This is a genomic window from Halomonas sp. LS-001 (assembly GCF_052983955.1).
This window is the reverse complement of record NZ_CM129816.1, coordinates 439,426-458,948: the sequence shown is the minus strand read 5'-3', so window position 1 is coordinate 458,948 and position 19,523 is coordinate 439,426. Positions and strand designations below refer to the sequence as shown.

The window sequence follows — 19,523 nt, the reverse complement described above, 5'->3', positions numbered from 1 at the left end:
CCATTAGCTACTTGTCTACATTCATCAAGCACCTACATATGTGCTATTAATGTAGAGCTTAATTTTTTAAAGGAGCGCACTATAATGAGCCAGATCCCCAAGACGCTACAATCGCTTGAGGTGGATTCCAGAACGTATCATTACCACAGCCTCCCTCTCGCCGCTGATGCATTAGGCAACATCGATCGACTCCCCAAGACACTTAAAATTTTACTCGAAAACCAGCTACGCAATGCCGATGAGGAAAGTGTCTCTGCAGAGGATCTGCAGGCACTGGTGGATTGGCAGCAGGAAGGTAAATCCACCCGTGAAATCGGCTACCGCCCTGCGCGCGTGTTGATGCAGGACTTTACCGGGGTGCCCGGTGTCGTCGACCTGGCTTCCATGCGTGCAGCAGTGGAAAAACTGGGTGAAGATCCGGCATGCATCAATCCTCTTTCACCGGTTGACCTGGTCATTGATCACTCGGTCATGGTCGACAAGTTCGGTAATGCCCAGGCATTTCAGGATAATGTTGATATTGAGATGCAGCGCAACCGAGAGCGTTACGAGTTTTTGCGCTGGGGTCAAAAAGCCTTCGATAATTTCAGTGTGGTCCCCCCGGGTACCGGTATCTGCCATCAGGTCAACCTGGAGTATCTGGGCAGAACGGTATGGACCAAGGAAGATAACGGCGACACTCTCGCCTACCCTGACACCCTGGTGGGCACCGATTCTCACACCACCATGATCAACGGTCTCGGCGTGCTTGGCTGGGGCGTAGGCGGTATTGAAGCGGAAGCTGCCATGCTGGGCCAACCGGTTTCGATGCTGATCCCTGAAGTGGTTGGCTTCAAGCTTACCGGTAAATTGCGCGAAGGAATTACCGCCACTGACCTGGTACTGACCGTCACCGAGATGCTGCGTAAAAAAGGCGTGGTTGGGAAATTTGTCGAATTCTACGGTGATGGCCTGAAAGATTTACCGCTGGCAGACCGTGCGACCATTGCCAACATGGCCCCCGAATACGGCGCCACTTGCGGCTTTTTCCCGGTGGATGATGAAACCCTCAACTACCTGCGCCTGACGGGGCGTGAAGATGAGCAGGTGGCGCTGGTTGAAGCCTACAGCAAGGCTCAGGGACTATGGCGTGAACCCGGTGACGAGCCAATCTTTACGGATACCTTGCATCTGGACATGAATGAGGTCGAGGCGAGCCTGGCAGGGCCGAAACGGCCGCAGGATCGCGTGGAGCTGAAGAACATGCCAGCCGCTTTTGCCAAGGTCATGGAAGACGACGGCAAGACGCAGGAAGGTCAGTCAAGTGGCAAGCTGGCATCCGAAGGGGGGCAGACCGCCGTCGGTGTCGAGCGCAGTTACGAACACAACGATAGCCAGGACGTTTCTTTCAAGGGCGAGAATTTCAAACTCGACCCGGGTGCCGTTGTCATCGCTGCCATTACCTCATGTACCAACACCTCAAACCCCAGCGTGATGATGGCTGCAGGCCTGCTGGCTCGCAAAGCCCTCGAGAAGGGTCTGGCGACCAAACCCTGGGTTAAAACGTCGCTGGCACCTGGCTCAAAAGTGGTGACCGAGTACCTCGACGCCGCCAGCCTTAGCGATGACCTTAACGCACTTGGCTTTAACCTGGTGGGTTACGGCTGTACGACCTGTATCGGCAATTCAGGGCCACTGCCTGAGGAAATCGAAAAAGCCGTCTCCGATGGCGATCTCACCGTGGCTTCAGTGCTCTCAGGTAACCGTAACTTCGAAGGGCGCGTTCATCCGCTGGTCAAAACCAACTGGCTGGCATCGCCGCCCCTGGTTGTTGCCTATGCGCTTGCCGGCAACGTGCAGTGCGACCTGACTCAGGACCCGTTGGGTACAGATGATCAGGGGAATCCGGTTTATCTGAAAGACATCTGGCCCACCCAGGCGGAAATTGCCAGCGCCGTCGAGAAGGTCAACACTGCCATGTTCCGCAAGGAATACGGCGCTGTGTTTGAAGGCGACGATATATGGAAAGCCATCAAGGTTGATGAAAGCAAGGTCTATCAGTGGCCGGAATCCACCTACATTCAGCACCCGCCGTTCTTCGAAGGCATGGGCCGCGAGCCGGATGCCATTGAAGATGTCAAAAATGCCCGCGTGCTGGCCATGCTGGGTGATTCCGTCACGACCGACCACATTTCTCCTGCAGGCGCCATCAAGCCGGACAGCCCGGCGGGTCGTTATCTGCAGGAAAATGGCGTCAAGCCGGTTGATTTTAACTCCTACGGCTCACGGCGCGGTAATCACGAAGTGATGATGCGCGGCACGTTTGCCAACGTACGCATCCAGAACGAGATGCTCGACGGCGTTGTCGGCGGTGAAACCCGCCACGTGCCCAGTGGCGAACAAATGGCCATTTACGATGCGGCGATGAAATACAAGGAAGCCGAGACGCCCCTGGTGGTCATTGCAGGTAAAGAATACGGCACGGGTTCTTCGCGTGACTGGGCGGCCAAGGGGACTCGCCTGCTTGGCGTTCGCGCGGTGATTGCGGAATCCTTCGAACGCATTCACCGTTCGAACCTGATTGGCATGGGCGTGGTGCCGCTGCAGTTCCCTGAAGGTGAAAGCCGCAAGACGCTAGGGTTAACTGGAGACGAAGAGGTTTCTATTGCAGGCCTCAGCGATCTCAGCCCTGGCGGCACCGTCAAAGTGATCATCAACAGTGCTGACGGTGAGCGAAGCGTTGACGCCAAGTGTCGAATTGATACGCTAAATGAGCTGGCGTACTACCGTCACGGTGGTATCCTTCACTACGTGCTGCGCAAAATGATCGGCGCAGCCTGATAGGGAAACCTACCAATGCTCGCATCGCCCCCACCTCGGTGGGGGCTTTTTTTTGTTATCAGAACGCCCGCTGACGATAATCCCGGTAGACGGGCAGCCAGCTATTGCGTTCAATCGCGGCATGCAGCTCAGGGCCGCCGGTTTTTAACGCTACGTCGTTCTGCTGGGCCTGCGCCGCCACTTCGAAGGCAATTGACTTGCTGATTTCACCGATTCGCGACAGTGGTGGCAACAAGGCACCTTTACCTTCCTTGACGATTGGTGCCTCGCGGGCCAGTGCACGTGAGGCGCTCATCAGCATGTCATCGGTTATCCGAGTCGCATTAGCGGACACCACACCAAGGCCAATACCCGGGAAAATATACGCATTGTTACACTGGGCAATCGGGTAACTGCGGCCATTGTAGACCACCGGCGCAAACGGGCTTCCCGTCGCCACCAGTGCCTGGCCATCGGTCCAGCGAATAATATCTTCCGGTACGGCTTCCGCCTGGGATGTCGGGTTGGAAAGCGGCATGATGACCGGATTTTCACAAGCCGCGTGCATGGCTCTCACGACCTTTTCAGTAAAGATCCCCTGCTGGCCGCAAACGCCAATCAGGATGGTTGGTTTAATCTGCGCCACGGTTTCTTCAAGTCCCTGTCCGGCCCAGTCTGCTACCAAAGAGTAGTCGTGCGACAAACGCCGCTGAAAATCACGGTGCCACGTCTGATCATTGGTCATCAGACCTTCGCGATCAACCATGTAGATACGCTTTCGTGCATCTTCTTCTAATAATCCTTCACTTATCATGGCCACCACGACTTGCTCGGCAATCCCGCACCCTGCCGAACCACCGCCCACAAACACCACGCGCTGATCAGCGATGGTCTGTTGACGCGCCTGGCACGCGGCCATCAAGGTACCCACGACAACAGAGGCCGTTCCTTGAACATCATCGTTAAAGCAGCAAAGCTCGTTCCGGTAGCGCTCCAGCAAAGGCACCGCATTCGCCTGGGCAAAATCCTCAAACTGCAGCAGAACGTTCGGCCAACGGCGTTTCACGGCGGTGATAAAATCTGCCATGAAAGCATCGTATTCTTCCTGACTGACCCGCGGGTGACGCCAGCCCATGTACATAGGGTCATCCAACAGCGACTGGTTATTGGTACCTACATCAAGCATGATCGGTAACGTATAAGCTGGGCTGATTCCACCGCAAGCGGTATAAAGCGCCAGCTTACCGATCGGAATTCCCATACCACCTATCCCCTGATCACCCAGGCCGAGAATTCGCTCACCATCCGTCACCACAATCACCTTGACGTTATCCTTGGTGGCGCTGCGCAGAATATCCTCCATGTGCTCGCGATCCGGATAGCTGATGAACAGTCCCCGATGGTTGCGGTAGATATTCGAAAACTCCTGACACGCCTTACCGACTGTCGGGGTGTAAATAATCGGCAGCATTTCCTCAAGGTGCTCGGAAACCAGCCGGAAGTAGAGCGTTTCATTGTCGTCCTGAATCGCGCGCAAATGCACATGGCGTTCCAGGTCACTATTGCACTGCTGATATTGCAGATAAGCACGGGCTAGTTGCTCGTTGATGGTTTCAACTTTCTGTGGCAACAGGCCAATCAGGTTGAAATCCAGACGTTCATGCTGGCTAAAGGCACTTCCCTTGTTGAGCAGCGGCATTTCCAGCAGTGCCGGTCCGGCGTAAGGAATATACAAAGGGCGTTTGTTGGTGTTTGTCATCGGCTTTTCTCGCTATCGTCACATGGCGGGCTTCTATCGCGGTTTGGTGCCATTCCGGCTGCATGGTTGCCTGCCAGAATTAGTGCACTGCAACAAAATCCAGCACTTAAATCCGGCACTTACCGCGTTTAGCGTTAATGTAACATGCCTACAGAACAAAGATAGTTACCCGAGTACACGTATCGGTATGGTGGGATAAACAGCATCCCACTCTAAGGCCACCCTAGCGTTGACGACTTTCCTGACTATTTTGCTCGCACTCCGTGACCTTGCAGCCTACTATATTAACAATCAGTTACTTTTCGCCACTTAGCGCCTTGCAATGCTTCAAACGTCATTCAGGTGCTCTGCAGCGATGAACATCTGCACGGGGGAGGCTCAACGTGTGCGCCCTGAACAATCCTAATAGCGATACTGATATTCAACGAATACGTAAGCTTAACGAAATCGGGATTGCCCTCTCGGCTGAGAACAATCACGCGGCTTTACTGGAGCATATTCTGACCAGCGCCCGTGAGCTGACGCAAGCAGATGCCGGTACGCTTTATGTCATCGATAACGAATGCCAGCAGCTGGCGTTTACTATCGTTCAGAACGATACACTAGGTGTGCATCTTGGCGGCCTCAGTGAGCCGGTTGGCCCCGAGTTTCCTCGAATTCCGCTATACCGCTCCGATGGTCAACCTAATCAACAGTTAGTCGTTGCCTGTAGTGTACTGAACGATTGCACCGTCAATATTGAAGATGCTTACACAGCCGTGGGCTTTGATTTTTCCGGCACGCGTAACTTCGACAAGCAGACCGGCTATCGCTCCCGTGCGTTTCTGACAGTGCCCATGCACAACCATGAAGGCGATATTGTTGCCGTCCTGCAACTGCTGAACAAACGCACCGCTAATGGTATTGATGGCACCTTTAATAGCGCCGATCAGCATATCGCCGAGTCACTAGCCTCCCAGGCAGCCGTTGCCATGACCAACCGGCGGCTGATCGAGGAAATGCAGGCGCTGTTCGATAGCTTTATTCGTGTCATTGCCAAGGCCATCGACACCAAATCGGCACATACTGGCGCCCACTGCCGGCGTGTACCGGAAGCCACTTTGCTGCTGGCTGAAGCGGCCCACCGCTCACAGCATCCAGGCGTCGCCAGCTTCACACTCAGCGATGATGATCGCTATGAGCTGAAAACCGCCGCCTGGCTTCACGATTGCGGCAAGATCGTCACCCCGCATCATGTGGTGGAAAAATCCACCAAGCTGGAAGGCCTGTTTGATCGTATTGCCACGATTGAAGTGCGCTTTGCCGCACAGCACCAAGCGCTCACTAATACCTACCTTCGCACACTGCTTGATGCCCATCATCAAGGGCACTCCCCCCCCGCCGACGCCGAGCAGAGTTACCAGCAGCTGTGTCAGCAGCTGAATGATGACCTTGCTTTTATTCGCAAGGCCAACACCGGTGGCGAGTTCATGCAGGATGACGACATTACCCGCTTACAGCAGATTGCCGCCCAACAATGGGAAGATATTGATGGCCTGAAGCACCCGATGCTAACGGCAGATGAGCTGGAAAATCTGAGCATCCGTCGTGGCACTCTAAACCCGGCCGAACGCCGGATTATCGAAGATCACATGGTGGCAACGCTGGATATGTTGGCAGAGCTGCCCTTTCCCAAGCACCTCAAACGCGTGCCCGAATATGCCGGCGGTCATCACGAGCATATGGATGGCAAAGGCTATCCCAAGGGGCTGACCCGCGAACAACTGTCGTTGCCCGCACGTATGATGGGCATTGCTGATGTTTTCGAAGCGCTGACTGCCCCTGACCGCCCCTACAAACCTCCAATGAAGCTCTCCCAGGCGCTAAACATTATGGGTCGAATGGTCGAAGAACAGCATCTGGATCAAGACCTGTTTACCGTTTTCGTGACGGAAAATGTCTATCTCGACTACGCTCAAAAACATCTCGCCAACGATCAGATCGATACCGTCGACCTGACCACGCTACCCGGTCTCAACGTCATGCCCCCTCAGGAGCACCATCCGCCGGTCAACCATTAAGGCGTTTTTTGTTATGCAGATTATTCCTCTCGGCATCAGCGGTGGCCTGGAGCAACATCAAGGGACCAGTGCCTTTCTGGTCTCATCCACCTTGCTGATTGATGCTGGCACTGGCGTTCAGCAACTGGATGCTTTCGCACTTTCCAGGCTACGCAGCATTTTTATCACTCACGCTCACATTGACCATATTGCCAGCCTGCCAATGCTGTTGGACACCCAGTTTGAAACGCTGGCTGAACATCAACAAAGCCTGACAGTGTATGCATTACCCGAGGTAATCACCTCCCTGCAGACCCATATTTTTAATGGGGCTATCTGGCCGAATTTCAGTCGACTGCCATCAGTTGACTCACCGATTTTGCGCTATGAAGCGATTTATCCCTGGCAACGGCTAACGCTGCCCGATGCGCACGGCCAGATGCTGGACATCATGCCCTTTCCGGTGACCCACAGCGTGCCCACTTGCGGTTTCTGGGTGAGTGACGGACACACCCGGATTGCCTTCAGCGGCGACACCGGTTTGAGCAGCACCACCATTGCCTCGCTCAATCAACTAGGCTCATTGGACTGCCTGGTCATTGAGTGCGCCTTTGCCAACTACCTGGATGGTTTGGCGGAAATGTCTCAGCACCTGACACCCCAGCGTCTCGCCCATTTACTGTCAGCGCTTGAAACAGCCCCCAAAGCGGTATGGATTACCCACCTTAAACCTCAGCAACGTACGCGTATCAAACAAGAACTGCACCAGTTGCTGCCTCCCACCCTGAATTGGACGCTGACGCCCTGAGGTGCGTGCCCCATGCTGCAATCCAGACGCTACCCTGCTGTGCTTGTCCTGCTGCTGTCAGTTGCCGTAAGCCCCCGCGCACTGGCAGATACAACTCCGCTTACAACGCCGCTTGAGAAGGCCCAGGACTATCTGGCACAAGATAACGCCAATGCAGCTTATCAGGCACTTCAAGCCAGCGAGCTAAGCAACAGTGGCCAGCCAGATTTTGATTACTGGCTGGGCGTCGCCGCCTTACGGGCGGGCCACCCTAGCCACGCGTTGATAGCACTGGACCGCGTTATCATCCATCAGCCCAACCACGCTGGCGCTCGACTGGAGCGGCTAGCGGCCCTGATACAGCTTGACCAACGGTTAGCCGCCGAAAGTGAAATTGCCCGACTTAATGCGTTGTCGCCACCGCCCGAGGCTCAGGCAGCCATTGAACGTTTCCAGGCGGTCCTCGACCAACGCCAACGTAGTGAAACCGAGCCACAGCACCGCTGGCAACTGGGTGTCGACATAGGCTACGACAGCAACCCCCAGCGTTTCCCCAATGAGATCACCATCGACCCTCTTCAACCGGCGATCCGGGAGGCGCTCGACGCCCTGATTGAGATGGGTCTGACACCTCAGCTCGCGCCCGGCCAGGACCTTACTGACTTTGATGAACGTGTTTTCAGCCGCGAGGCCAGCGCTTACCAGCAATTACAGGGGGGCTATCAGGGCACTTACCCGGTGAACGAAACGTCACGTTGGCTGCTTAATGCCACCGGTCAAGCCCAGCGCTATCAGGATGACGCGGCTCAAGACTTTGATCTTTCATTATTAAACGCCCAACTCGGTTACCAGCAGGATATTGAAGCTCAGCGCAGCGTTACCTACCGTGCCAGCCTGTTGCAGGCATGGAGCGGCCAGCCTCAGGATCATCTGTTAACGCGTTGGGGAGGAGAGGTAGCGTACCGCCACCCTGCCAGCTCAAACAGCACGCTCGACTGGCAACTCGGCATTGAAGACAACGCTTTCGACACTTCCCGTAACGATTACGTTAGCGGGCGGCTAGGGCTGCAACTGACCACTCGCCACGCTAGCGTACATACCCGCATAAATGCCCAGCTTGGCCATGAATGGGCAGATACGCAGCGCAACGGTGGCGATCTGTTATATGCACGTGCTGGAGCGGGTATGGATTACCCGATTGGCGACCGGCAGCTTCTGCGCGCCGACCTTTCTTACCAGCAGCGCCGCTATCAGCAAGATGGCTTTAGCCTTTATAACGACTACGTGGCCGTTGAGCGCCACGACCAGCTCTGGCAAGCACGCTTGATGTGGTTGTATCAACTTAACCCGGACTGGTTAGTGGAAGCCCGCGCCGATATTGAACGCCGCAATTCCAATGTGAACTTTTTTGATACCCATCGCCTGCAAACGCAGCTGGGCCTTCGCTACCTTTTCTGACGGGGTGAGTTATGGGTACTTTTCATACACGACCACTGACGCGATTGGGCACCTTCGGCCTGAGAACCTTCAGGCTAAGCACCTTAGGAATAAGCACCTTTGGCCTTAGCAGCCTGGCGTTATTCCCCTTTGCAGCATTTGCCGAGATGCCTGCCGGACGTATTATGTTTGTGCATGGCAACGCCTTTATCGAGCGTGAAGGCACTCGCCAGCCTGCCGCCCGTGGGGATGAATTCTACCCTGGCGATACCTTCCACACCGCCGAAGCCAGCACGCTGCAACTACGCTACAGCGATGGCGGTATCAAAGCCCTTCGCCCGAGTTCTTCCTATACGCTGACACGCTACGTCCTCGACGAACAAACGCCACAGGATTCGACCAAAAGCGGTGAATTGGTGCGCGGCAGTCTAAGAGCGATTAGCGGAGCCATTGGGCGCCAGACCCCCGACAACGTGTCCTACAGCACCCCGGTAGCCACCATGGGCATTCGCGGCACCAGCTTTCAGCTGCTGCATATTCCCGACGAAGGCTATCGCGGCCTGCCAGGCACTGCACCCGGTAGCTACCTATATGTGGAAACCGGCCTGCTGGCAATGTCGACCACCGCAGGACAAACCCTGGTACAGCCCGGCCAGGTTTTCTTTAGCCCCGCACAGGAGGTAGCTCCACGCTTGCTGCCCGAGGGCATTCAACTGTTCGAGCAGCTTGATGGCGCTCGGCCTGCCATCGTCAGCTCCTTTCTGGATTCGGTGGTACTGAAGCCGCTGGACGATATTCGTGATGACATCGGCGACACGATTAGCGCTGACCAAGTGAACAACGTCCCCGCTCTTGAGATTCCAGAACCCGCAGCACCGGCGCCTGAAACGCCGGAACCTGAAACACCGGAACCTGAAACACCGGAACCTGAAACGCCAGAGCCTGAAATGCCGGAACCCGAAACACCGGAACCCGAAACGCCCGAGCCTGAAACGCCGGAACCCGAAACGCCCGAGCCCGAAAGGCCGGAACCCGAGATGCCAGAGCCTGAAACGCCCGAACCTGAAACGCCGGAACCTGAAGCGCCAGAACCTGAAACACCGGAACCTGAAGCGCCCGAGCCCGAAATGCCGGAAGAACCCGAAGGACCCGAACCCGAAGCACCCGAACCCGAAACGCCCGAGCCTGAAACGCCAGAGCCCGAAACGCCGCTCTCTGGTTTTGATGCGCTGATCAGCAATCAGCTGGGGTTCAGTAGTCTCGAAAGTTTGCGTAACCGCGATGCCAGCGGTACAGACTGGCTGGGCAATGATAATCAGCAAGCGCGCATCGCGCCGTTTGTCAGCGTGGCGTTGAACCGCAACGATGGTAACTTTTCAGGCATACAGGCTAGCGCAACCCGCTGGCGTGAAAGTGACGATACTCTTACCACGATTGAGCGGGCACAACCCATCCATGTCGCTCAAAACGCGATTCCCATCACCCGGGGTAATATCGAGCTTGATGATAATACCCAGCTTTATTGGGGTCGTTGGGCACCCAGCGCGTTACGTATTGTGGATGAGGCCAATGAGACACTGATCGCCATTGAAGGCGACCTTCACTATATTGCCAGTAATGCCACCTTCAACACCGTCACCCAGGCTGAGCTTCTCGACCTGCTCACTACGCCCAGCGCCCTGGGCAATGACATTATTCCCTTCAACCTGGTCGCCAGCAACGGTCTTAGCAGCAATGGCCAACCACTGGTGCTTGATCAAAACACATCACGCTTGACGTTAAGCGCCAGTGACGATGAACTTTACCTGAACGCCGATTTCGTTCTGTTGCGCGAAGATACCGCCTTGCCCCAGGGCGTCGCCCGTTACCATGCCAGCGGAAACGTTCGCCTTACTGACTTTACAGCCTCTAATCCGAATAATTCACGTAGTCCCGTCGTGCTCACCGGGAAGGATATCCAAAGCGGCGCCTTTTTTGGTCGACTGCTTGGCAACACCCAGGCCACCGGCGCCATGGGCAACCTCTACGTAGAAGTCGCCACCAGCCCGGAAACCATCACCAGCGCCTATGGCAACCTAGGGTTCGAACGGGGTAGCCAGGAGATTCGCCACGTGAGTACCGACCTGGAGGATGCGACGGCGACGCTTGCCAACCCAGCGGGTGAGGGTTCGCTATCCGCGCTTTATCGGCACAATATCGAACCAACCGCTCAAGGTCTCGAGACACTTGAAGGCGGCGATATCGTGTGGGGATACTGGGCACCGGGTACGACTTTGAGCCAGCAGGGAAGCCTGTCACTGGAAACCGAACACCCCGTGGCTTTTATCAGCGCATCGAGTGAACTCGCCGACACCCTGAGCTTGTCGCTCAGCCAGCAAGCCTTTGATGCCCTCTCCTCCCAGCTGACTGCCGGTGTCAGTTTCCATTGGGAAGCCGGGACAGGGCTGGTGAGTCATCGTGATGGTCATATCATCCCTGTTCTGGATAGCAGCGTTATCACGCTCAGCAGTACGCCGGCACAAAGTCAGGTCGACGTACAGATTCACCTTGACGCTTTCGGCACGCTACAAGGCCAGGAAAGCATTGATGCCTCTCAGGCCGGTTTTCAGACGTTCATGCTGGAGCGTATTGACCTGAACCATGCCAATTGCGCACCGGACTGCTTCGAAGATGGGTATCTTGAGGGTCGTTACGTGGGTGAGGAAGCCAGCGCCATCATGAGTATCATTGAAGCCTGGGGCGCCGAAAGCGGTGATTACAGCGGTACGGGCCTGTTCAAACGCAATGACTGAGCCTCAGTCAGGTGCCGGGCGGTCAGAAAAATGTGAGAACCGGGGCGTTATTTTTCGTCATGTGTCCACACCCCGTCCCAGCCTGGCGGGGGCGGTGAATGGCGAAAATATTCCAGACGCTCAAGATAGCGTGCCACCAGCGGATCAACCTCTGAAGGGGCCGAGTTGACTGCAAGCGTCTGAAAAGCCACAGCGGCGGTTTCAAAGTCCGCCGCCTGATACGCATCGATGGCCTGTTCGAACATCTGGTGCCACTGGCGTTTTTCCGCACTCAATGCTTCCCAACGGCCTAACGGTTGCATGATCCATAGCGGCGCAGCACGCCCTTTAACACGCACTTTATCCAACCGTCGGCAGCACCAGTCAGGCGCCCGCTGCGCCGTAAATTCACTAATGATCAGATTCACACCATAGGCTTTGGTGAGCCCCTCAAGACGTGCCCCCAGGTTGACGTTATCGCCCATCACGGTATACGCCATGCGAAAGCTGGAGCCCATGTTGCCCACGCTCATCAAGCCTGAATTGATGCCGATTCCCATGGCCAACGGCGGTTTATCTTCCTCCATGAAGGCACGATTGATCTCTTCCAGCGCCTCCAGCATGGCAAACGCACCATCGAGGGCCTTCTCAGCATGATGATCATTGCGTAGCGGTGCGCCCCAGAACGCCATGATGGCATCGCCCATGTACTTGTCGATGGTGCCTTCGTGCTGATGAATGGCCAGCGTCAGCGGTGTTAACAGACGGTTCATGACCTGGGTTAGCTCGGTAGGCGATAACGCTTCAGAAAACGCGGTAAACCCACGCACATCAGAAAACAGCACGGTCAGTTCGCGCTCTTCCCCCGTTAAGCTGATTTCTTCTTCCTGAGCCACCATGTCATTGACCAGCTTAGGCGGAATATACTGTCCAAAACGGTCGGTGACCCAGCGCTTCTGCTGAGTCTCACGCATAAAGTTGAGTGCCAGGTGCCACAGCATCTGGGTAATTAACAACAACAGCAAACCCGCAATGGGAACCGCCAACCCCTGCTGCCATGCCCATAGATTTCCGCCCACCACCAGCGTACCCAGCGCCACACTTATCCCCACCAGCCACAACGCGTTCAGGTGTGGATAAAGTGTCACCATCACCAACCCCAACCCTGCCAGACAGATCAGCTCCACCCCTAACACCCAGGGCGGCGAGGCTTTGATACGCTGATGTAGCATGCCCGCCAATAGACTGAGATTAATTTCCGGACCTGGATACACCGCGCCGACCGGCGTGGAACGCAAGTCCATCAAGCCTGGCGCCGTCGCGCCCAGCAGCAAGGTTTTACCCGCTAACGCGTCCAATGGCAGACGCTTTTCCAACACATCAACCGCCGAGAAGTAGTCAAAATGCCCTCTCGGCCCGTACCAGGGCACCAACGCCGACCCCTCTGCATCCAGCGGAATATTGAACCCGCCTACGTCCAGGGCCTCCAGCTGGGTGACACCGGCACCTTCACCAATTAACGGTGTAATGGGTGGCTGGCCCAGCAAGGTTAGCAGCATGGCCAACGGCAGGTTGGGATACAGCTCACCTTCCCAGCGCTGTAGCATGGGAACACGGCGAAACACACCGTCGGCATCCACATCAGGGTTGTCAAAATAACCTGCCCCAAGGGCGGCTGATTGCAATGCTGGCAGGTTCGCCGTAAAGCGCTGTGGCTGCGGAAAGGGGAGTAACACGGGTTCGTTCACGTCAGCGGGAAGAGGAAGCTGCCCCACCGGAGGCGGGTCACTGTCTATTCGGCTGGACTGAAAGTAATACCCCAACACCACGGGGTAAGTGGCCAGTGCCTTGGCAAGCTGCACGTCACCATCTGCGGGTGGGGCAAATTCTTCCAACGCCGCATTTTCCTTCACTATCGCATTCCAGTGCTGCTGCCATGGCGACGTTTCGGGTTCGGCAAACACAATATCAACACCCAGCAGCCCCGCCTGATAATCCTCGAACAGGGTTTCCATCAGTGTCGCCAGAGTGGCACGTGGCCACGGCCACTGGCCTATCTCGTACAGGCTACGCTCATCAATATCAATAATCGCCAGCGACGGGTCGGCGTAGTCCGGCAGGGTATAACGCACTTTAACGTCATAGGCCAGCCATTCCACTCGCTCCAGCAGGGGCAAGGTCAGCCAGCGCGACGACGCTGCCAACAGCAGCAGCACGATGAAAAAGCCGCCACTGTATTGCAACCAGCGCCAGGCGCGATGCCGTGTCAGTAACACTGCCGCCATTCCCACCTCACCAGAAGACATCAATAGATTATATAAACATGTATCTAAATAACAAAAAGACAATTTTGTAAGCATTTACTTACATGATGCGTAGACAAAGACGTAAAAACCTCTTTTCTTCATATTGGCACTTTTTTGAGTGCTTTGCTTAAGGCATTATCCTATCGCTAAATCAATTTTGCTAAAACGATCTTACTGAAACCATCATTAAATTAGCGTTGTTTTAAAAAAGAAAAGACTGCAGCAACCATTATAGGCATATCGTTAAGGCTAAAAACTCATCCAGGAAGCTTCGGTAAGCCGGGTAATTTATTCATATAATTTAAATACATAAATAATAGAAGGAAAAATAACGCTTTATCAGGCTTTATGCATCTATCAAAGAGCCACTCGTTGCGCTCAAAAACCGCTACAACGCCAATCTTCATACACCCAATGAACACTGAAACTTTTCTGACAGACAGTGTCATGTTTTGCTACTTCAGCTGACGGTAACCATATGTACGCTTTTCGGAGACGCACCTTGTTGATGCGTTTACCTCCACTAGAAGGTATCTATCTATTGGTTGGCTTTTTGCTGATGGGCATGCTTGCTGTTGTTACCCAGGCCAGGGCCGAAGAAACGCCCACCCATCAGCAGACAGTTGCGGCCTACCAGCTTGATTACCCAGGCGACGTATTACCCGACAGAGCACCTGATGGGCTGAGAAAGCATCGTCTCGCTGACACCAATAATTTTAATTTTGGCGTGGTCGATCACCCCTTCTGGATGTTGCTCTCTGTTGATATTGATCAGCCCAGGGTGCTGCATATCAACAACCCCCTGATACATAAGGTTAGTCTTTACCGTTACGATGCAGACAAGGCGCGCTGGAGCGATGCATTACCTCGCATGCCGGTCAAGCCCATCTTTAGCAATGCCCACGCGAACTGGCGAGCCCTATTTGATGTGACATCATCCGGCGACTACCTTTTGCGTCTTGAGTCCTCTCAGGCACTGCGCTTTGATCTTAACCTGAGTTCTGAAAAAGCCATGCACAGCGCCTGGCGTGGTTATTTACTTGGCCAGGGCATGTACTTCGGATTGGTGCTTGGGTTAATGGTCTACAACGCCTTTCTGCTTATTTTCCTGCGCGATCTCAGCTACCTGTGGTACATCGGCTTTATCTGCAGCTCCGCCGCTTATTTCTTTCTGCAGAAGGGGTTACTGTTTGAGCTTCTGCCCAATGCATCCGCGACCATCAATGAAGCTTTACTGTTCACAACGATTTCTACCGGCCTGTTTTCAGCGTTGTCATTCTGTCAGCGGTTTCTGTCTGTGGATCACAGCGACCCACGACTCACCCCCTGGTTTAACGCTTTCCTCTCGCTAAGTGTGATTGGGTTGGCACTTGCCTGGCTATATCCCGGCCAATTAACCGTAATGATGTATTCGCTCATGGGGCTGGGTACCTTGCTGCTATTTACTGTGGCCTCTTTTCGCGCCCTGCAACGTGGGTTTCATCCGGCCCAGTGGCTAATTATCGGCTGGGCGGCATTGCTGGCAGGTTGCGCGACGTTCATCTTTTCTATCTACGGAATCGTCCCTCACACGTTCTGGACCTATTACGGCTTCCAGATGGGTTCAGCATTAGAAGTGATGCTGTTTTCACTCGCACTGGCAGACCGTATCAAGATATTGCACAGCGAACGGGAAACCCTGGTAAAAGACAAACTACGCTTCGTTAATCTGAGTCTTACCGATGGGCTCACGGGGCTTTATAATCGCCGCTACCTTAACCAGCACCTGGAAAAATGCACCGACCGTATCCAGCATTTTCACCCGCTCACGGTCATCATGATTGATATTGACCATTTCAAGGATTTTAACGATCGCTGGGGGCACATACTAGGTGACCGGGCGTTAGTGCATGTGGCGGGTATCATGAAGAGCATCGTCCGCGACAAGGACCCTATCTGCCGCTATGGTGGCGAAGAGTTCACTATCGTGCTGCAACAACAACCCATCCGTAAAGCTTTCGATATTGCCGAGCGCATTCGTCGTGAACTGGAACAGACCCCACTGAAAACAGACGGCGGGAAAGACCTTTATATGACCTGCACCATGGGCATTGCTGAATATCAACTCGGCGAAAGCACTGATACGTTTATCCATCGTGCCGACGAGGCGCTGTACAGAGGAAAATCCCAAGGGCGTAACTGTGTGCTGCCTTATCGTACAATTCCGTCCGTTTAGCCTCCTTGATATCACACTTATCTTCCGATGCGGGAACCTCTATACCGGCTAAGTTCAAAAATGCAGCTAGACGAGGGCCTGAAAAGATTGCAAAAAGTATTTTTCTGGACGTTTTTCAGAACATTTTGCAGAACGCTTTTCAGCGCGTTTTTAAGGACGTTTTTAAGGACGTTTTTAAAAACGGTCATGCATTTTTATCTGCTAAACTAATTGTAATAAATTATTTCGGTGAGTTTTATGGCGCTGCGGCACCCACTTCGCTCCTCACACGCCCCACCCCTTTCCCGGCGCCAGTTTCTGGCGGCGGCAGGTCTTGCGTTGGCGGCGGGAGCCTTGGGTTACTTTCCAACGACAGCGAATGCGTTCAACCCAGCGCGGCTGCGCGACAGCATGAGCCGCCAGTATGGTGCCCGTGGCCTGCAAGCGCTGGAAGAATGGTTTGCGTTATTGGATCGTTTACGTAGCGCCACCGTTGCCGAACAACTGCGTGATGTGAATGGTTTTTTCAATCGCCGCGTGCGCTGGCGGGATGATATTCAAATCTGGGGACAGGAAGATTACTGGGCAACGCCACTGGAAACCCTGGGCCGAGAAGAAGGCGACTGTGAAGACTACTCTATCGCCAAGTACATCACCCTCAAGGAACTCGGTGTGGACGGCAACAAGCTGCGTATGATCTACGTTCGTGCACGCATTGGACGTTCACAGGTCACTCAGGCGCACATGGTGCTGGGGTTCTACCAGACACCTGCTTCGGAGCCGCTTATCCTCGACAACATTGTGGCCTCGATACAGCCTGCTTCGCGACGCAATGACCTTGACCCGGTATTCAGTTTTAACAGCAGTGGCTTATGGGCCGGTGGCAGCAGCAGCTCCCGTGCCGACCCAATGGCACGGCTTTCACGCTGGCGTAACGTGGTGTCACGTATGCAGGAGCAGGGCTTTGTATAAATATGTTTCCAGGCGCGTTTTGAACAGCGTCATTCCTACATGTACCAACGATAATCGTTTTACAGGCCAGATGTCATGAAGAGGATTTTTCCATGTCGTTAATCAAACAACTCTGGCTCACTGTGGTTGCCATTTTGCTGCTGGCTTTTATTGGCAGCCTGGCAATCAGCGTTACCAGCAGCCGTCATTACATCGAACAGGAAGTTCAGATCAAGAACGCGGACAATGCCAACGCGCTGGCGCTGTCGATGACGCAGCTTGAAAAGGACCCGGTGACGATGGAGCTGCTGATCGCTGCTCAGTTCGACACCGGCCACTACCGCCTGATTGAACTGCGCTCACCGGAAGGCGAGATCATGTTTCAGCGTGAAGGCGAGGAGTATATCGGTGATGTGCCCCAGTGGTTTATCAATCTGGTCAGCTTTGATGTATCCCCCGGCCAGGCAGTTATCCAGGATGGATGGAGCCAGTACGGCACACTGACACTGGAAAGCCAGCACAGCTTTGCCTACCGCACACTTTGGCGCAGCAGCCTGGAAATGATCGGCTGGTTTGCACTGGCAGGCGTCATCAGCTTTCTTCTCGCCTGGTGGATTGTGCGCACCATTCGCAAGCCGCTGGTGGAGGTCATTCAACAGGCCAAGAGCATCAGCGCTCGCCGGTTTACCACCACAGAAGAACCTTACACGCTTGAATTACGCCAGGTCGTGCGGGCCATGAACACGCTTTCAGGTGCCGTGCATGAAATGCTCAGCGAAGAAACCGGTAAACTGGACGATCTGCGCCGCCGTTTGCAGGAAGACCCGATCACTCATGCCTTGACGCGTGAAACCGTACTTGACCGCCTGAAACGTAATCTGGCAAGTAACTCTCATCGTGCCAGTGGTGCACTGGCCCTTGTTCGCGTGGACGAGCTGGCAGAACTCAATGAATCGCTTGGCCGACGAGGCGTTGATACCTTGCTGACCTCACTGGTTCAGCATTTGCAAGAGGTCGGCGATCCCTACGGCGACGCCGACGTGGGACGCCTGAACGGCAGCGATTTCCTGTTGATCACCCCCACGGCGACAGACCTTGATACGGTTGCCCAAGCCCTCAACGGTCATCTGGAAAGCCTTCGTGCGTCGGTGAACAGTGAGATTGTCCTTGTCTCTGCACTGGTCGATTACCAGGAAGGCGATACGCTTTCGCAACGGCTTTCCACGCTGGATGATACGCTGGCGTCTGCGGAAGCTCGGGCCGACGGCCAGATAGCGGTCACCCAGGGTGATCAGCGTAATGCGCTCTATACTACCCAGGAAGAGTGGCGGCACGCGATTGATGACGCAATGAAAGAAGGCGTACAACTGGCCTCGTATCCGGTTCGGAATCGCAATGGCGGCCTGATTCATTACGAAGCACCCTCGCGTCTCTATATGAAAGGCAGCTGGCGTAACGCAGGCACCTTTATGCCATGGGTACACCGTTTGCAGCGTGATGATGCGCTGGACATGGCCGTACTGGAAGCCGCGCTGACGCAAATCAGTAAAAGCCAGCAACCGATCGGCATCAACATATCCGCCCGCTCGTTGCGTGATGTTCATTTCATCAGAAACCTGACCCAGAAACTGCGTCAGGCAGGCTCCACCACGGACTGGTTATGGATGGAGTTGCCCGAGCATGTGGCCATTCACGACCTCGCCAGCTTCCGTCTGTTGTGCCGTGAGCTGCAGCCAATGGGCGTGAAGATTGGTCTTGAGCACGTCGGCAGCGAATTCAACAAACTCGCCGACCTGCATGATCTCGGTTTGAGCTTCCTCAAATTCGATTCCTCACTGGTTAGCGGCGTAGAACACTCCACCGACCAGCAGACCATTCTGCGTGGTATGGCCACGCTCGCCCACTCGCTGGGCATCCTGGCCATTGGGGAAGGTGTGAAGCACGAAGCCGAAGCCAATGCCCTGTTTGACCTCGGCCTGGACGGTATTACCGGCCCTGGCGTGAAGTAGAACGCTGATCTGCTTCTTAGCCATTAAATGACCACCACCATTAAATAACCACCAAACAACAGGCGCTTTCGAAAAAATCGAAAGCGCCTGTTGAAAGCTTTTGCTGTATATCAGAGAGACAGCGCCTCAGATTACATCGCTATCACCATCATCGATTAATCCCACGTCGTTCACCCGCTTACGCAGCGATTGGCGATCCAGCAACTTATCCTGGGCCTTCTCCGGCAAGTCGGTAAAGCGCAAGATACCCTTGTCCATCAGCAGCGTAATCACATCCTCCAATACCCGAACAAACTCCATATCGGATTCACGCAGTTTCGCCGCCTCATCCTGCTCAGCCTTGAAGAACGCCGCCAGCTCCGTCGACCCCGGTGCCAGGTGTTCCTCGCATTCTGGCGTAGACGTCTTGCTGACTTGAACAATCACGCCCTTCGCATCACGTTTAACGTACATCCTGAATCTCCTTAGCGA

At 54.7% G+C, this 19,523-nt stretch carries 11 protein-coding genes; 8 read left to right on the top strand and 3 right to left on the bottom strand.

The window, feature by feature from the left end:
• Positions 1-84: 84 nt before the first annotated feature.
• Complete coding sequence (gene acnA / locus ACU6TU_RS02030) at positions 85-2,820, top strand: aconitate hydratase AcnA (RefSeq protein ID WP_447142936.1); 2,736 nt, start codon at positions 85-87, stop codon at positions 2,818-2,820.
• A 58-nt stretch (positions 2,821-2,878) separates the two neighbouring features.
• On the opposite strand, the gene ACU6TU_RS02025 is transcribed toward acnA, so the two are convergent.
• Complete coding sequence (locus ACU6TU_RS02025) at positions 2,879-4,558, bottom strand: NAD-dependent malic enzyme (RefSeq protein ID WP_447142935.1); 1,680 nt, start codon at positions 4,556-4,558, stop codon at positions 2,879-2,881.
• Between the two features lie 383 nt (positions 4,559-4,941).
• Here ACU6TU_RS02025 and ACU6TU_RS02020 point away from each other — a divergent pair, with 383 nt between their 5' ends.
• From ACU6TU_RS02020 to ACU6TU_RS02005, 4 genes are read left to right on the top strand one after another with little or no spacing between them, the layout of a single operon-like run.
• Positions 4,942-6,618, top strand: a complete 1,677-nt coding sequence (locus tag ACU6TU_RS02020) for a GAF and HD-GYP domain-containing protein (RefSeq protein ID WP_447142934.1) — start codon at positions 4,942-4,944, stop codon at positions 6,616-6,618.
• Positions 6,619-6,631: 13 nt separating this feature from the next.
• Positions 6,632-7,405 carry a 3',5'-cyclic-nucleotide phosphodiesterase gene (locus ACU6TU_RS02015; protein ID WP_447142933.1) on the top strand — a complete coding sequence of 258 codons (774 nt, stop codon included), beginning with the start codon at positions 6,632-6,634 and terminating at the stop codon, positions 7,403-7,405.
• 12 nt (positions 7,406-7,417) lie between these two features.
• Positions 7,418-8,842 carry an outer membrane beta-barrel protein gene (locus tag ACU6TU_RS02010; RefSeq protein WP_447142932.1) on the top strand — a complete coding sequence of 475 codons (1,425 nt, stop codon included), beginning with the start codon at positions 7,418-7,420 and terminating at the stop codon, positions 8,840-8,842.
• 11 nt (positions 8,843-8,853) lie between these two features.
• The gene (locus tag ACU6TU_RS02005) at positions 8,854-11,613 is read left to right on the top strand and encodes a FecR family protein (protein WP_447142931.1); all 2,760 of its coding nucleotides are present in this window, start codon (positions 8,854-8,856) and stop codon (positions 11,611-11,613) included.
• A gap of 47 nt (positions 11,614-11,660) precedes the next feature.
• Here the strand turns inward: ACU6TU_RS02005 and ACU6TU_RS02000 are convergent, their stop codons facing one another.
• On the bottom strand, positions 11,661-13,877 hold the full coding sequence (locus ACU6TU_RS02000; protein ID WP_447142930.1) for a CHASE2 domain-containing protein: 2,217 nt from the start codon (positions 13,875-13,877) through the stop codon (positions 11,661-11,663).
• Between the two features lie 499 nt (positions 13,878-14,376).
• Between ACU6TU_RS02000 and ACU6TU_RS01995 the strand changes: the two genes are divergently transcribed.
• The 3 genes from ACU6TU_RS01995 (at position 14,377) to ACU6TU_RS01985 (ending at position 19,052) form a co-directional block, all read left to right on the top strand.
• Complete coding sequence (locus tag ACU6TU_RS01995; RefSeq protein ID WP_447142929.1) at positions 14,377-16,113, top strand: diguanylate cyclase; 1,737 nt, start codon at positions 14,377-14,379, stop codon at positions 16,111-16,113.
• Between the two features lie 237 nt (positions 16,114-16,350).
• On the top strand, positions 16,351-17,064 hold the full coding sequence (locus ACU6TU_RS01990) for a transglutaminase-like cysteine peptidase (RefSeq protein WP_447142928.1): 714 nt from the start codon (positions 16,351-16,353) through the stop codon (positions 17,062-17,064).
• Between the two features lie 92 nt (positions 17,065-17,156).
• The gene (locus ACU6TU_RS01985) at positions 17,157-19,052 is read left to right on the top strand and encodes an EAL domain-containing protein (RefSeq protein ID WP_447142927.1); all 1,896 of its coding nucleotides are present in this window, start codon (positions 17,157-17,159) and stop codon (positions 19,050-19,052) included.
• Positions 19,053-19,178: 126 nt separating this feature from the next.
• Here the strand turns inward: ACU6TU_RS01985 and ACU6TU_RS01980 are convergent, their stop codons facing one another.
• On the bottom strand, positions 19,179-19,505 hold the full coding sequence (locus ACU6TU_RS01980; RefSeq protein WP_447142926.1) for a tryptophan synthase subunit beta like protein: 327 nt from the start codon (positions 19,503-19,505) through the stop codon (positions 19,179-19,181).
• Positions 19,506-19,523 lie beyond the last annotated feature (18 nt).